Consider the following 15,495-nt stretch of genomic DNA (forward strand, 5'->3'; position numbering starts at 1 on the left):
CACATGAAGTACAGCAAAGTACTCACGGCGTCGGCCGCACTGGCCGTCGGCGCACTCGCGCTCAGCGGATGCAGCGGCTCCGGCGGCGAGTCCTCAGATGGCCAGGTCACCCTGACCGTCTGGCAGAACTCGACGACCGGCGATGGCATGCAGTACTGGGAAGACGCCGCAGCGGCCTTCATGGCCGAGAACCCCGACGTCACCGTCGAGGTGCAGTCCATCCAGAACGAAGACATGGACGGCAAGCTTCAGACCGCGTTGAACGCGGGAGACGCCCCCGACGTGTTCATGGCTCGCGGTGGCGGAAAACTCGCCGACGTCGTCGATGCCGGCCAGGTGATGGACCTGACAGGCAAGATCTCCGCCGAAGCCGAGTCGGCTATGGCATCGTCGCTGAGCGCCTTCACCCTGGACGGCAAGGTCTTCGGCATGCCGCTCGCCGTGCTCCCCGAGGGAATCTTCTACAGCGAGAACCTCTTCGACGAGGCAGGAGTCGAGCCCGCTGGCACGATCGACGAGCTCGTCGAGGTCAATGACACCCTGAAGGCCGCCGGCATCACACCGATCGCCGTCGGGGCGAAGGATGCCTGGCCGGCAGCTCACTGGTACTACAACTTCGCACTGCGCGAGTGCTCGCAGGAAGCGATGGACGAGGCGGCCAAGACCCGCTCGTTCGACAACGAGTGCTGGCTGCGCGCAGGTGAGGACCTCCAGGAGTTCATCGCCACGGAGCCCTTCAACGACGGCTTCCTCACGACCCCCGCGCAGCAGGGTGCAGGATCGTCGGCGGGTCTGCTGGCCAACCGCCAGGCAGCGATGGAACTCATGGGCGCGTGGAACCCGGGCGTCATCGCGTCGCTCACCCCGGACGAGCAGCCGCTGCCTGACCTCGGCTGGTTCCCCTTCCCCGAGATCGACGGTGGCGACGGCACCCCCGGCGCCATGATGGGTGGGGCCGACGGGTACTCCTGCTGGGTCAACGCCCCCGAGGAGTGCGTCGACTTCCTGAACTTCCTTGCCACGAAGGACCAGCAGGAGGCATACGCCGAGGCCTTCCAGACGCTGCCCGCCAGCAATGAGGCGCAGGATGTCGTGACCACGCCGGCTCTGCAGTCGGTGCTCGAGGCGTACAGCGAGGCACCGTACGTGGTGCTGTGGCTCGACACCCTCTACGGACAGAACGTCGGAAACGCCCTCAACGTCGCTGTCGTCGACCTTCTCGCTGGCAACGGTTCCCCCGAAGCCATCGTCCAGGCGGTCAACGACGCAGCAGCGCGAGGCTGATCGGTCGTCATGTCCGTCAGCGAACGAACCTATCCGGTCACGGATGCGGTCGTGAGCGTCACGGAAGAGGGGGGCGACGCCTCGGCGTCGTCCCCCTCCCGGCGCCCTCGGCGGCGCCGGTCGTGGCGCACACGCGCCGAGATCGGCATCCTGATCGGCCCCGCCCTGATCGTCTTCTTGGCCTTCGTGATCTTCCCCGTCGTGATGGCCGCCTACTACGGCTTCTTCAGCTGGAGCGGTTTCGGCCCCGCCACTGACTTCGTCGGTCTCAACAACTACTTCGTCATCCTCAGCGACCCGGCCTTCCAGGCCGCGCTCTGGCACAACGCGATCATCGTCGTGCTCTCACTCGTGATCCAGGGCCCGATCGCGATCGGACTTGCGCTCCTGCTGAACCGCAAGATGCGGGGGCAGTCGCTCATCCGTGTCCTCATCTTCGTGCCGTACGTCATCGCCGAAGTCGTCGTGGGCACCGGGTGGAGTCTGATGCTTGCCACCAATGGCGCGCTCAACGATTTCCTCGAGAAGATCGGCCTCGGCGCTCTCGCCCAGGATTGGCTGTCCAACCCGGATCTGGCGATCTGGACGCTGATGGGCATCATCACCTGGAAGTACATCGGCTTCGCCGTCATCCTGATGCTCGCGGGGCTCCAGGGCATACCCGAAGAACTCTATGAGGCAGCCGCCATCGACGGCGCCTCGTACTGGCAGATCCAGCGGAGCATCACCCTTCCCCTCCTCGGGCCGACCCTGCGCATCTGGGCATTCCTCTCGATCATCGGATCGCTCCAACTGTTCGATCTCGTCTACATCATCTGGGGGCAGTACGTGGCATCCACCGCCGGCACCTCGACGATGGCCACCTACATGGTCGTGACCGGCCGCAACGCAGGCAGCTTCGGCTACGGCAGCGCTGTTGCCGTCGTCATCTTCCTCATCTCCCTCACTGTCGCCCTGCTCTATCAGCGCTTCGTGCTGCGACGGGACACCGAGGGAGCCGTCACGGGAGGAGCCAACTGATGGCCACCGCAACACTGACAGTCCCCGGCGGCCGAACCGATCGACGCCGCCCGCAGCGCACTGCAGGCCAACGGACCGGGAACTTCTTCATCTATTTCCTGGCGTGGTCGCTCGTCGTTCTGATCCTCGTTCCCGTCGCCTACATCATCATCGGCGGCTTCCGCACGAACTCCGAGATCACGCAAGACCCGGCGGGCCTGCCCGCCACCTGGCAGTTCGAGAACTACCTCAACGTGCTGACCAGCGACGTCTTCTGGCGCGAGGTGCTCAACTCGTCGATCGCCGCGATCGCGACCACACTGTTCGTGGTCACGCTCGGGCTCATGGCGGCGTATGTGCTCGCACGGTACCGCTTCCGGATGCGCGGTGTGCTCTACGCCGTGTTCGCGGCGGGGCTGATGTTCCCGATGACCGTCGCGATCACACCGCTGTACATCCTGGTGCGAAACCTCGGTCTCATGAACTCCCTCGCGGGCGTCATCATCCCGCAGGTAGCGTTCGCCCTGCCGATGACGATCATCATCCTGGTGCCGTTCCTGCAGGCGCTGCCCCGGGAGATCGAAGAGGCGGCGTTCATCGACGGATGCAGCAGACTGGGCTTTTTCTGGCGCATGGTCATTCCACTGTCGATGCCCGGTGTCATCACCGTCGGGATCCTCGCGTTCATCGCCAGCTGGAACAGCTACATGCTGCCGCTGTTCATCCTCAACAACGAGGCGAGCTTCACGCTGCCGCTGGGCGTCCAGGCTTTCGCGTCCCAGTATTCGGTCGATACCGCGAAGGTCCTCGCCTTCACGTCGCTGTCGATGATTCCCGCTCTCGTGTTCTTCAGCCTCTTCGAACGCCGCATCGTCGGCGGTCTCACCGGCGCCGTCAAGGGCTGACCCACCCGGATGCCGCGCCCGCGGCATCCGCTGTACCGAAGGAACTGTGCTCGTGTTCGATGAACCCACTCCCGCCGTCAGCGATCGCGTGCGATCGCTGCACGGTGAGATGACCCTCGATGAGAAGCTCGCGCAACTCGTCGGATTCTGGGTCGACCAGGGCGACGACATCGTCGCGCCGTTGCAGGGCGAGATGGCTACCTCGACGCTTTATGCCGATGCGTCGGCTCACGGGCTGGGCCACCTCACGCGCGTGTACGGGACCCGTCCGGTCGATCCGATCGAGCGGGCGCAGTGGCTGTGGAGCGAGCAGAAACGCCTGCGCGAGAACTCGCGGCTGGGGATTCCGGCGATCGTCCACGAGGAGTGTCTGACAGGACTCGCTGCCTGGCAGGCAGCGACGTTCCCGACGCCGCTCGCCTGGGGCGCCGCCTTCGACCCGGACCTGGTCGCTGAGATGGCGGCGGTGATCGGTCAGTCGATGCGGGAGCTGGGCATCCACCAGGGACTTGCGCCGGTGCTCGATGTCGTGCGGGATCCCCGGTGGGGTCGAGTCGACGAGTGCATCTCGGAAGATCCGTACGTCGTCGGGGTTCTCGGCACTGCCTACGTGCGCGGTCTGCAGTCACAGGGAGTGCACGCCACACTCAAGCACTTCGTCGGCTACTCGGGCTCGCAGGCCGGCCGGAATCACGCGCCCGTGCACGCGGGGCCGCGCGAGCTGGCGGATGTCTACCTGCCGCCGTTCGAGATGGCGGTCATCGAGGGCAGAGCGCGGTCGGTCATGAACTCCTACGCCGAGATCGACGGGCTGCCGGCGGCTGCCACGCCCACCTACCTCACCGACATCTTGCGGGGTCGCTGGGGGTTCGACGGTGTGACGGTTGCCGACTACTTCTCGGTGGCCTTCCTCCACACGATGCACCAGCTCGCCGCAGGCCGCGGTGAGGCCGCAGCTCTCGCACTGCGAGCCGGTGTGGACGTCGAACTGCCCACGGGCGACGCGTACACGGAACCGCTGCGCGAGCTGATCGCGCAGCATCCGGAGCTTGTCGCCCTCGTCGACCGCGCCGTCCTGCGCGTGCTCTCACAGAAAGAGGAGCTGGGTCTCCTTGACGAGCAGTTCGAGACTCCCCCGACCACCGTGGACCTCGACTCCCCCGTCCACCGGGACATCGCCCGGCGCCTTGCCGAGGAGTCTGTTGTGCTGCTGCGCAACGAAGCCCTGCTGCCACTGGGCGCGGCTCCCGGGCTGCGGGTTGCGGTCAGCGGGCCCAACGCCGCAGGCCATGCCGCACTGATGGGGTGCTATTCCTTCGCGAACCACGTGCTCGCCCACCATCCAGAGACCCCACTCGGATTCGACGCGCCGAGTGTGATCGACGCCCTCCGCGAGCGCTTCGCCGCCGCGGAGATCACCTTCTCAGCCGGGTGCGCGGTCGAGGGAGATGACCGATCGGGATTTGCAGCGGCTGTCGCCGATGCCGAGGATGCCGACGTCGCAGTGATCGTGGTCGGAGACAGTGCTGGCCTGTTCGGCCGCGGCACGGTGGGAGAGGGAAACGACGTCTCGAGCCTGGAGCTTCCCGGCGTCCAGCGTGACCTCGTCGCCGCCATCGCCGCGACCGGCACCCCTGTCGCGCTGGTCGTGTTGAGCGGGCGTCCCTACTCCCTGGACTGGGCATTGGATGGACCGGACGCCGTCGGCGCGGTTGTGCAGTCCTTCTTCCCTGGCGAGGAAGGCGGACGTGCTCTGGCCCGTATCCTCGCCGGTGACGTCGCGCCCTCGGGGCGGCTCCCGGTGTCGCTGCCGCGGTCCGCCGGCGCCCAGCCGTACAGCTACCTGCATCCGTTGTTGGGGGGGCCTTCGGAAATCACCACTGCCGACAGCACTCCCCTTCGCCCGTTCGGGTTCGGGCTCACGTACACGAGCTTTACCTACACCGATCTATCGGCTCCGGCGACTGCCCCGACGAGCGGCGAGCTCGGCGTCAGCGTCACGGTCACGAACACCGGGAGGCGCGCGGCCACGGATGTCGTGCAGCTCTACGCCCACACCCCGTATCGGTCGACGACGCGGCCGGTTGCACAGCTCATTGGGTTCGAGCGCGTCACACTGGAACCCGGGCAGAGCGCCATCGTCACTTTCGACGTCCCGAGCGGACGGTTTGCGGCCGCCGGATTGGACCTAATCCGCAGGGTAGAGCCCGGCGAGGTCGAACTGTGGGTCGGAAACGCCGCCGCGCGGCAGGTGTCTGCCCGATGCGCGCTGGTCGGGGAACCGCACGAGGTCGCTCTCAGCGACCGGCGCGTCACCGCAGCCCGGTCACTGCCGTTGCCCGCGCCCGCGTATCCAAGCCCAGAGCTATCGGCCACGGCGTAGGCATCGTCCTGTCCTGCGTGGCGCGGGCTCGTGGCGTAGATCGCCCGATCGGCCATCTGTCAACCGGGTAGTCCAGACACGCGCGGGAAGAGAGAGTGAGTGCCAGACCGCAAGGAAGGGAGCTCGCCATGACGAACCCCAGCCACAGGACAATCGAGTCCCCCCGCAACGCAACCGGAACGGATGCCGCACACAACGCCGAGTCGTTGGACGACGATACTGTTACCGGCCGCGGCCCCGACGTGGAGTCCGTGCCTGCCGGCGGGCGCGGCGCGGATTCCGGGGCAGCCGAAGCCGTCGACATCGAACCGGGCGATACCGCGGAGGTTCCCGACCGCTCCCGGGGTAACGACGCCCCGGGAGTGGGGACGCGCGGCGCCGGTGACTCCGAGAGGGTCGAGACTCCGGGAACCCGCAGCATTGAACAGGGCGAAGACGACATGATCCCCGATATGCACGATGACCGCGAGGACCCGCGCGTCGAGCGTTCGTTGAAGCAGCGCCTGCGTCGGGACGCCGGCCCAGATGCTGCCCGGGCGGCAGTGGACCCCGATCTGCAGACCCGTCCGAAGATGGCGCAGCACGTCGCATCCGTCGACGACGTGATGTGGGGCATCCTCCTCCAGACGCGAGCGGATCTGCCCAATGCCGATCGCCGCCGGCTGCGCGAGGTGTACCAGGAGCGTCTGTGTCAGGCGGGCATTGACCTGCCTGCCGACGAGGTTGACCGATTCCTTCAGCGCCAACCCGCTGACAGGCACGAATACTGACCTGAGCGCTCTTCCGCCGGGGCAACCCCGCTGGCAGACTGACGGCATGCTGATCGTCACAACCAACGACGTGCCCGGCCACACCATCACCGCAGTCCACGGGGAAGTCTTTGGACTTACCGTGCGCTCGCGGCACATCGGCGCGAACATCGGCGCATCGTTCAAAGCCCTCGCGGGGGGCGAGCTCAAGGGCATCACCGAGTTGCTTCACGAGACCCGCATCGAGGCGCTCTCGCGGTTGTCGGCTGAGGCGGAAGGAAAGGGCGCGAACGCCGTCGTGGCCTTCCGGTTCGAGACAAACGACTACGGCGACAGCGGCGGCGTCGAGGTGTGTGCCTACGGCACCGCCGTCACCATCTCCTGAGCGTCAGGACGCTGAGCCGCCGATCATCGCGCCAGCGGCGCCCAGAACATAGGACACCAGCCAGATGACGATGGCTGCAACGAGCATGACGTGATGCTAGCAATCCTTCAGTGACACTGAAAGCTGTCGTCACCTAGACGGCGATATCCAACGGTCCGGGCGCACGGAGCCTCCGGAGCACTCGAGTCTCCACCATCGCGGGGATGAAGTGCCGCAGCCGCGCATCGCCGAGAGCTGCCACCTCCTCGGCGACCATGAGTCTGACGCTCTCCTCGTCGGCCCAGGGGATGCGGCGCACGAGACGGTCGACGGCGTGGTTCAGCGCCTCGTACTCGTCGTGGGGGTTCGTCGCGCTCACGCTTCTAGGATGCGCACTCTCGCCTCGAAATCCCACCCTGAGGTGAGTGAGAACGCCCTGTTCGGCGCGGAGTTCAGCGGCCTCACTCGGTCTCGGTCACGATCTCGACTAGCGCGTGATGGATGCGGAGAAGGTCGACCATCATCGAGCCCACGAGGATCCAGTGGTCCGACGACGGAGCGGCCAGCGCGAGAGGCCTGGTCAGCGCAGCAGGCTCGACCACGCCAGCGGTCGGAGGAGCAGCTCCGCGATCGGGGGCGAATCGCACATCGTGTGCCGCTCGCCGCAACTGTTCGGCGATCGCGCCGATTGCGGGCTCGTCGAGGAGAGTGTCGTCATAGCGCTCGTTGAACGCGCGAGTCATTCCCACGGCCTGCGTCACGATCGGCGTGAACGTCGTGACGAGAGTGTCGAGCGCAGCGAGCTCGGCGCGATGGCGTGGCGCGCGAGGGTTCAAGGTCAGCGAGTCTCGTGCCGCGGCGATCGCGGCACCCGCGGCATCCCGACTCGCTCGCGTCTCTCGCGCCCGCGCGAGAAGATCGTCCAGCTGCAACCGGCTCTGCGAGTGCTGCAGGGCATCGGCCAAGCGGTCGAGGGTGCCGGCGAGGTCGTCGGCGAGCGCGCGAACGGCGCGGCGGGCCGGCTCGACAGGGAGCGGCGGAACGATGAGGACGTTGATGACGAAGCCGATCGCGGCACCGATGACCGTCTCGATGATGCGATCGAGTGCGTAGTCCGGCGTTGCGGTCCCCAGGGCGAGCACGAGGAGCGCGCTGATGGCTACCTGGTTTCCGGTGCCAGGCGTCATCCGCAGGGCCCACGCGAGCACGAGTGACACGACCACGGCGACCGCAACGACCCCGGTGGATGTCCCGAGCAGGATGCCGAGGGCCGAGGCGACCACGACACCCACGATGACCCCGACACTGCGCTCGAGCGCCTTCCCGAACGACTGGTTCAGGCTCGGTTGGACGACCAGGAGCGCGGCGATCGCGGCGAACACCGGGGGCTGCGCAGGAATGAGCCAGCCGGCGAGGAACCACGCGAGCACGGTGGCGACGGCGGACTTGGCGACCTGAAGCAACGACGAGCGCTGGGCGGTGCGAAGGGCGGCTGACATGCTCATGCGGCCCACGTTAGGGGAGGTGAGAGGGCGTCAGCCCGGCGAGCTCTTGTCGCGCAGCCTGACGGTGACGACCTGGGCGACGAGAATCGCCGCGGCGACAGCGGCTGCGACCATCACGGTGAGCGGATCGTCGCGGATCTTCACGATCGTGAACGGGATGAGGATGGCGAGGTCAAGCAGGATCGTGAGAACCAGCGGCCACCGCCGCGCGTTGAGCTTGCTCCGCAGTCGGCGGAGCACACCCCACTGCACCGCGACATCCATGCTCAGGTAGAGGAACACGCCCATCGAGGCGATCTGCGTCAGATCGAGCGCCGCGGTCACGATGATCGCCGCTCCAGCCGTGATCAGCAGCGGCTGGCGAGACATCCTCACCGGCAGGGTTGGGGCTTGGCCCATCTCTTGCAGCATCGCGTACAGTCGCGACACCGAGTAGAGACTCGCGAGCAGACCAGAGAGCGTCGCCACGACAGCGACGGCCACCGTGATCCCCACTCCCCATCCTCCGAAGAGCGGCTCAGCTGCCTGCGCCAGCGCATAGTCCCGGGCGTCAGCTGCTCCGTCAGCACCGATGCTCGTGTCAACCGACACGGCGATGAGCAGATAGAGAACGGCGCAGAGGGCAATGGCGATGCCGATCGAACGCGGGAGGTTGCGCTCCGGGTCACGGATGTCATCTCCCTGGTTCGTGATCGTCGTGAAGCCCTTATAGGCGATGACGCAGAGCGCTACCGAGGCAAGCAGACCGAGAACGGGCGGCGACCCACCACCGACATCCGAGAGCATTCCGTCGCCCGAGAGGGCCGCGGCCACGAGTCCGGCAATGGCGAGTAACGCGATGCCGACGATCTTGATGATCGCTGTCGCGAGTGCGGATCCCTCGACGAGATGGTTACCCACGAGGTTGGCGACAGTGGCCAGCACGATCGCGACGATGCCAAGCAGCGGAACAAGGACGACCGAATCCTGCAAACCGAACGGGGTGAGGAGGTAGGTGCCGAAGGTGCGCGCCAGCAGGCTCTCGGCCACGACCATCGAGACGTACATGAAGAGCGAGAATGTGCCTGCGGCCACCCCCGGTCCGTAGGCATCCTTGAGGAGCATCGCGATGCCGCCCGAGCTCGGATTCGCGCTCGAATAGCGGGCGTACGCGTACGCACTCACCGCCACCACCGCGGCACCGGCCGCGAACGAGACCGGAAACCACGCTCCCGCTAACCCGGCCACCTGCCCGACCAGCGCAAAGATCCCCGCCCCGATCATCACGCCGGTGCCGAGCGCCACCGAGCCGGCCAGCGAGATCCGCTGGTCGCTTCCGTTTGAAGATCCGTTGCCCGTCATCGACGCCACGGTAGGCAAGGGTGCGCCGGGCGGCGAGCACCTTGACATGGTGCGTCAGCGCGGGTGACGCCGGCACCGTGATGCGGCGGGTCAGGTATCCGCCGCAGCCCGACTCGACTCCCGGATGACGAGCTCGGGGGTGAATTTCACCTGCCGGGGCCCCGGATGCTCGCCGTCCTGGTCGAGCAGCAGGTCCACCGCTGCGCGTCCGATTTCGACGGCGGGCTGGCGAACCGACGTGAGCGGCACCACGGTGGCTGTGGCGAAATCGATGTCGTCGTAGCCGACCAGCGCAATGTCGTCGGGAACGCGCACGCCGCCGAGGATCGCAAGCCCCTGCAACATGCCGACGGCCACGAGGTCGTTGGCACAGAACACCGCATCCGGGCGCTCAGCGGCATCTCGTTCGAGGATCCGGGCTGCCGCGTCACGCCCGGCGAGCACAGTGAGTTCTGCAGTCTCCAGGGGCTCCAGCGAAGCATCAGGCACCTCCGCTACAGCACGACGCGCGCCGGCGAAGCGGTCGAGCACCTGCGGGAGCGTCGCGGGGCCACCCACGAACATGATGCGCCTGCGGCCGGTGCTCGCAAGGTGAGAGACGGCAAGGTATCCGCCCTCCTCGTCAGCCACCGTAACCGAGTCCAACCGCGCGTCGCCGGCATCCCGGTCGACGAGGACGATCCGCGTACCGGCGCCCTCGAGGCGCTCCAGCGCCGCAGGGTCACCGGATGCCGGCGTGACCAGCACACCCACCACGCGCTGCTGGCTGAAGTGATCGAGGTACGCGATCTCGCGGTCGCGCGTGTCTTCGCTGGCAGCCACAAGCACGAACAGCCCAGCCTCGGCAGCCCGTTCCTGGGCACCCTTGGCCACCGCCGCGAAAAACGGGTTGGCAAGATCCAGCGCGATCAGCCCGATCGTCGAGCTTCGGCCCGCGCGAAGCTGGCGGGCAGCGTCGTTGCGCACGTAGCCGAGCTCGGCGATGGCCGCACGCACGCGGGCAACCGTGGTCGGCGACACCCTTTCGGGTTGATTGAGGACGTTCGAGACGGTGCCGAGGGAGACGCCCGCTGCCGCGGCAACATCTTTGACGCTGACCGACGCGGTGGGAGTTTCTCTCGACATTGCTGAAACGATACATCGACCGCTAGTCTTGAAACGATTCATTCATCCAAGCGCGGGAGTGCGCCATGACGACGCTGTCTTCATCCATCCTCATGAACCTCGAAAACCAGGCCATTGAGCTGCCATCGTGGGCCTTCGGCAACTCGGGCACCCGGTTCCGTGTCTTCGGCACCCCGGGGACTCCCCGCGATCCGTACGAGAAGGTGGCGGATGCCGCGCAGGTCAACCGGTACACGGCCCTTGCTCCGAGCGTCGCGCTGCACATCCCGTGGGACAAGGTCAAGTCCTATGACGACCTGCGCGCTCACGCCGACGATCTCGGCGTGAGCCTCGGCACGATCAACTCGAACACGTTCCAGGACGAGGACTACAAGTTCGGAGCGCTCACGCACCACGACGACAGCATCCGCCAGAAGGCGATCGATCACCACTTCGAGTGCATCGACATCATGCACGCGACCGGATCCCGCGACCTCAAGATCTGGCTCGCGGAAGGCTCGAACTACCCCGGTCAGAACGACATGCGCGCGCGCCAGGACCGACTCCATGATTCGTTGCGGCAGATCTACGCACGCCTCGGCGATGAACAGCGCCTGGTGCTGGAGTACAAGTTCTTCGAGCCGGCGTTCTATCACACGGACGTTCCCGACTGGGGAACCTCCTACGCGCAGGTAGCCTCCCTGGGCGAGAAGGCGATGGTGTGCCTGGACACCGGGCACCATGCGCCCGGCACGAACATCGAGTTCATCGTGATGCAGTTGCTGCGCCTCGGAAAGCTCGGCTCGTTCGACTTCAACAGCCGTTTCTATGCCGACGACGACCTCATCGTCGGAGCCGCCGATCCCTTCCAGCTGTTCCGCATCCTGTTCGAAGTCATCCGCGGCGGCGGGCTGAACAACCCCGAGGTCGCGTTCATGCTCGACCAGTGCCACAACATCGAAGACAAGATCCCCGGGCAGATCCGATCGGTGCTCAACGTCCAGGAGATGACGGCCCGGGCGCTCCTCGTCGACCGAGAGGCGCTGGATGCCGCGCAGTCCCGGAACGACGTGCTGGCCGCGAACGCCATCTTCATGGACGCCTTCTACACCGACGTGCGTCCGACGCTCGCCCAGTGGCGCGAGTCGCGAGGGCTGCCCGCCGACCCGATGGCCGCCTACGCGGCATCCGGCTACCAACAACACATCGCCGCTGAGCGCGTCGGCGGCACGCAGGCCGGCTGGGGTGCCTGACCCCCTTCCCCACCCACCCACCCCCGCTCGACTGTCACAGAACGCACCCAGAACAGCCCAGCAATAGCAATCTGTGACAGCGGAACAGCGTGAGATCCGCATCGCACTGACGAAGGACACGACATGACGAACCAGACAGTTGCCGCCCTCATTGCGCGCAGCAACCGCCTCGGCGCCGACCCGAAGGTGACCAACTACGCGGGGGGAAACACCTCCGCGAAAGGCACCGATATCGACCCGGTCACGGGCGAACCCGTCGAGCTCCTGTGGGTGAAAGGTTCGGGCGGAGACCTCGGCACCCTGACCGAAAAGGGCCTCGCGGTACTGCGCCTTGACCGTGTGCGCGCGCTCGTCGACATCTACCCGGGGCTCGGCCGCGAAGACGAGATGGTCGCCGCGTTCGACTACTGCCTGCACGGCAAGGGCGGCGCCGCTCCCTCTATCGACACCGCGATGCATGCGCTGGTGGATGCCGCACACGTCGACCACCTACATCCGGATGCCGGCATCGCTATCGCTACCGCGGCCGACGGCGAGCGACTCACCCCCGAGATCTTCGGCGAGAAGGTCGTGTGGGTGCCGTGGCGGCGTCCGGGCTTCCAGCTGGGGCTCGACATCGCCGAGATCAAGGCACAGAACCCGCAAGCGATCGGAACGATCCTCGGTGGCCACGGCATCACCGCCTGGGGTGAGACCTCGGACGAAGCCGAAGCCAACTCCTCCTGGATCATCGCCACGGCCACCGACTACATCGAAAAGCACGGGAAGTCTGACCCGTTCGGAGGAGTTCGCCACGGATTCGAGGCGCTCCCCGAACCCGAGCGTCGCGCGCGGGCCGCCGCCCTGGCCCCGACCATCCGGGGGCTCGCCTCCACCGACAAGCCGATGATCGGCCACTTCACCGACACTGACGCCGTGCTTGAGTTCCTCGCTTCCGAGAAGGCGCCGGCACTCGCGGAGCTCGGCACGAGTTGCCCCGACCACTTCCTGCGCACGAAGGTCAAGCCGATGCTGCTGGATCTTCCGGCCACGGCATCCGTCGAGGAGCAGCTGGCGCGCCTGCGCGAGCTGCACGCGGCGTATCGCGCCGACTACCAGGCGTATTACGACGCTCACGCTGACGAGAACAGCCCCGCGATCCGCGGCGCCGACCCTCTGATCGTCCTCGTGCCGGGCGTGGGGATGTTCAGCTTCGGCGCCAACAAGCAGACCGCACGGGTCGCCGGCGAGTTCTACGTCAATGCCATCAACGTCATTCGTGGCGCCGAGGCGCTCTCGACGTATTCTCCGATCTCGGATGCCGAGAAGTTCCGCATCGAGTACTGGGCGCTCGAAGAGGCGAAGCTGCAACGGATGCCGAAACCGAAGTCCCACCAGGGGCGGGTAGCCTTCGTCACCGGGGCCGCATCGGGCATCGGCAAAGCGATCGCGACGCGCCTCGCCGCCGAGGGCGCGTGCGTCGTCGTGGCCGACCTCGATCTCGAGAAGGCGCAGGCTGCTGCGGCGGAGCTCGGCGGCACGGATGTCGCGATCGGCATCGCTGCGAACGTCGCCGACGAGACGGCGGTGCAGGCGGCGATCGATGCGACGGTCCTCGCGTTCGGCGGCATCGACCTCGTGGTCAACAACGCGGGACTGTCGCTGTCGAAGCCGCTGCTGGAGACCACCGAAAAGGACTGGGACCTTCAGCACGACGTGATGGCCAAGGGGTCGTTCCTGGTCTCGAAGGCCGCGGCCCGCGCCATGATCGCGCAGGGCATGGGCGGCGACGTCGTCTACATCTCCTCGAAGAACTCCGTGTTCGCGGGCCCCAACAACATCGCCTACTCGGCGACGAAGGCAGACCAGGCTCACCAGGTGCGACTGCTCGCCGTCGAACTCGGCGAGTTCGGCATCCGGGTCAATGGCATCAACCCCGACGGCGTCGTGCGCGGCTCCGGCATCTTCGCGTCGGGCTGGGGCGCCAACCGCGCCGCCACCTACGGCGTCAAGGAAGAGGACCTCGGCCAGTTCTATGCGAACCGCACGATCCTCAAGCGCGAGGTCGTTCCCGAGAACGTCGCCGACGCGGTCTCTGTGCTCACAGGGCCTGAGCTCAGCCGCACGACAGGCCTTCACATTCCGGTCGACTCCGGCGTCGCGGCGGCGTTCCTGCGATGACTGCCGCATCGGGAACCGTTGCCGCGATCGACCTGGGGGCCACGAGCGGCCGGGTGATGCTCGGCCACGTCGGCCCCGATGTTCTGGAGGCCCAGGCCGTCGCCCGTTTCCCGAACACGCCGGTGCGCACTCGCGATGGCCTGCACTGGTCGGTCACGACCCTGTACGGCTCGATCACCGCGGGCCTGCGCGATGCGGTTCGGCGGGCGCCGGACCTCGCGAGTATCGGCATCGACTCCTGGGCTGTGGATTATGCCCTCCTGCGGGATGGCAGGATGCTCGGCGAGCCGTACCATTACCGCGACGACCGAACAGGCCGGGGGGTGGATGCCGTCAGCGGCATGTTTCCGCATCCGTCGCTGTACTCGCGCAATGGCCTGCAGTTTCTGCCGTTCAACACCGTCTATCAGCTGGCGGCCGAGGACCCCGACATCCTCGCCTTCGCCGACACGGCGCTGCTCATTCCCGACCTTGTCGCCTACTGGCTCACGGGAGCCGTCCGCGCTGAACTGACGAACGCGTCGACCACGGGGCTGCTGCGCGTCGACGACGACAGGTGGGACGACGAGCTGATCGAAGCGCTGCATCTGCCGCGACGAATATTCCCTGAGCTCGTTTCCCCCGGCGAGCGCATCGGAGAACTCAGCCCCGGGGCCCTCGCCGAACTCAGCACAACGCGCAGCATCCCGGTGCACGCTGTCGGCTCGCACGATACGGCGTCGGCGGTCGTCGCCGTCCCCATGCAGGCGGATGCCGCCGCCTACATCTCCTGCGGCACCTGGGGCCTGGTCGGAGTCGAGGTCGAGCATCCGGTGCTCACTGACCAGGCGCGGGAAGCCGGGTTCACGAACGAGGGAGGTGTTGACGGACGCATCCGCCTGCTCCACAACGTCATGGGACTGTGGGTTCTCACCGAAACCATCCGCGGCTGGGAGCGGGCGGGCAAGCCCGCCGATCTCAGCACACTCCTGGCCGCGGCGGCCGCTGCTCCCGCGGATGGGCCGGTCTTCAACGTCAACGACCCGAGCTTCCTCCCGCCCGGCGACATGCCGGCGCGCATCGACGCGTGGTTCGCCGCGCGCGGCATCCGTGGACCGTCGACATCCGCCGAATACGTGAGGTGCATCGTGGAGTCCCTTGCACAGGCCTTCGCGGATGCCGCGCTCACCGCCGGCCGCATCGGTGGCGTGCCCGTGCGCACGATCCATATCGTCGGGGGCGGCGCTCTGAATGAGCTGCTGTGCCAGCGGACGGCGGACCGATCGGGTCTTCCGGTGCTGGCGGGACCGGTGGAGGCGACAGCGCTCGGCAACATCCTCGTGCAGGCTCGCGCCGTTGGATTGATTGAGGGAACACTCGAAGACCTGCGCTACCGTGTGGTCAGGACACACAGCCCTCGGCGTTACGACCCACAGGCGTCACGCATCCGATGACACGGAAGGACACCG

General features: G+C 66.9%; 13 protein-coding genes. 9 read left to right on the top strand and 4 right to left on the bottom strand.

The window, feature by feature from the left end:
- Window positions 1-3 precede the first annotated feature (3 nt).
- The 6 genes from LL236_RS03455 (at window position 4) to LL236_RS03480 (ending at window position 6,705) form a co-directional block, all read left to right on the top strand.
- A complete protein-coding gene (locus LL236_RS03455) occupies window positions 4-1,284 on the top strand; it encodes an extracellular solute-binding protein (protein WP_228177399.1) in 1,281 nt (426 codons plus the stop codon).
- A gap of 9 nt (window positions 1,285-1,293) precedes the next feature.
- Window positions 1,294-2,304, top strand: coding sequence for a carbohydrate ABC transporter permease (locus LL236_RS03460; protein ID WP_228177400.1), 1,011 nt, complete (start codon window positions 1,294-1,296; stop codon window positions 2,302-2,304).
- Complete coding sequence (locus LL236_RS03465; protein ID WP_228177401.1) at window positions 2,304-3,188, top strand: carbohydrate ABC transporter permease; 885 nt, start codon at window positions 2,304-2,306, stop codon at window positions 3,186-3,188. Before LL236_RS03460 ends, LL236_RS03465 begins: the two co-directional genes overlap by 1 nt.
- Before the next feature lie 52 nt (window positions 3,189-3,240).
- Window positions 3,241-5,571 (top strand): beta-xylosidase/alpha-l-arabinosidase, encoded by a 2,331-nt coding sequence (locus LL236_RS03470; protein ID WP_445241959.1) that lies wholly within the window; start codon window positions 3,241-3,243, stop codon window positions 5,569-5,571.
- Window positions 5,572-5,699: 128 nt separating this feature from the next.
- A complete protein-coding gene (locus tag LL236_RS03475; protein ID WP_228177402.1) occupies window positions 5,700-6,341 on the top strand; it encodes a hypothetical protein in 642 nt (213 codons plus the stop codon).
- Window positions 6,342-6,387: 46 nt separating this feature from the next.
- Window positions 6,388-6,705: a YbjQ family protein gene (locus LL236_RS03480; protein ID WP_228177403.1), complete on the top strand. Its 318-nt coding sequence runs from the start codon at window positions 6,388-6,390 to the stop codon at window positions 6,703-6,705.
- Window positions 6,706-6,838: 133 nt separating this feature from the next.
- On the opposite strand, the gene LL236_RS03485 is transcribed toward LL236_RS03480, so the two are convergent.
- The 4 genes from LL236_RS03485 to LL236_RS03500 all read right to left on the bottom strand — a co-directional run bounded on the left by LL236_RS03485 (window position 6,839) and on the right by LL236_RS03500 (window position 10,655).
- Window positions 6,839-7,063, bottom strand: coding sequence for a three-helix bundle dimerization domain-containing protein (locus LL236_RS03485; RefSeq protein ID WP_228177404.1), 225 nt, complete (start codon window positions 7,061-7,063; stop codon window positions 6,839-6,841).
- Window positions 7,064-7,145: 82 nt separating this feature from the next.
- Window positions 7,146-8,189 (bottom strand): FUSC family protein, encoded by a 1,044-nt coding sequence (locus LL236_RS03490; RefSeq protein ID WP_228177405.1) that lies wholly within the window; start codon window positions 8,187-8,189, stop codon window positions 7,146-7,148.
- 30 nt (window positions 8,190-8,219) lie between these two features.
- Window positions 8,220-9,530, bottom strand: coding sequence for an APC family permease (locus tag LL236_RS03495; RefSeq protein WP_228177406.1), 1,311 nt, complete (start codon window positions 9,528-9,530; stop codon window positions 8,220-8,222).
- A gap of 90 nt (window positions 9,531-9,620) precedes the next feature.
- Window positions 9,621-10,655, bottom strand: coding sequence for a LacI family DNA-binding transcriptional regulator (locus LL236_RS03500; RefSeq protein ID WP_228177407.1), 1,035 nt, complete (start codon window positions 10,653-10,655; stop codon window positions 9,621-9,623).
- Window positions 10,656-10,720: 65 nt separating this feature from the next.
- On the opposite strand from LL236_RS03500, the gene rhaI reads away from it, so the two are divergent.
- The 3 genes from rhaI to LL236_RS03515 all read left to right on the top strand — a co-directional run bounded on the left by rhaI (window position 10,721) and on the right by LL236_RS03515 (window position 15,480).
- The gene (gene rhaI / locus LL236_RS03505; RefSeq protein ID WP_228177408.1) at window positions 10,721-11,887 is read left to right on the top strand and encodes an L-rhamnose isomerase; all 1,167 of its coding nucleotides are present in this window, start codon (window positions 10,721-10,723) and stop codon (window positions 11,885-11,887) included.
- A 123-nt stretch (window positions 11,888-12,010) separates the two neighbouring features.
- Window positions 12,011-14,047: a bifunctional aldolase/short-chain dehydrogenase gene (locus LL236_RS03510; RefSeq protein ID WP_228177409.1), complete on the top strand. Its 2,037-nt coding sequence runs from the start codon at window positions 12,011-12,013 to the stop codon at window positions 14,045-14,047.
- A complete protein-coding gene (locus LL236_RS03515; protein WP_228177410.1) occupies window positions 14,044-15,480 on the top strand; it encodes a rhamnulokinase in 1,437 nt (478 codons plus the stop codon). Before LL236_RS03510 ends, LL236_RS03515 begins: the two co-directional genes overlap by 4 nt.
- Window positions 15,481-15,495: the final 15 nt, after the last annotated feature.

The sequence above is a fragment of the Microbacterium schleiferi genome, assembly GCF_020781975.1.
GTDB lineage: Bacteria > Actinomycetota > Actinomycetes > Actinomycetales > Microbacteriaceae > Microbacterium.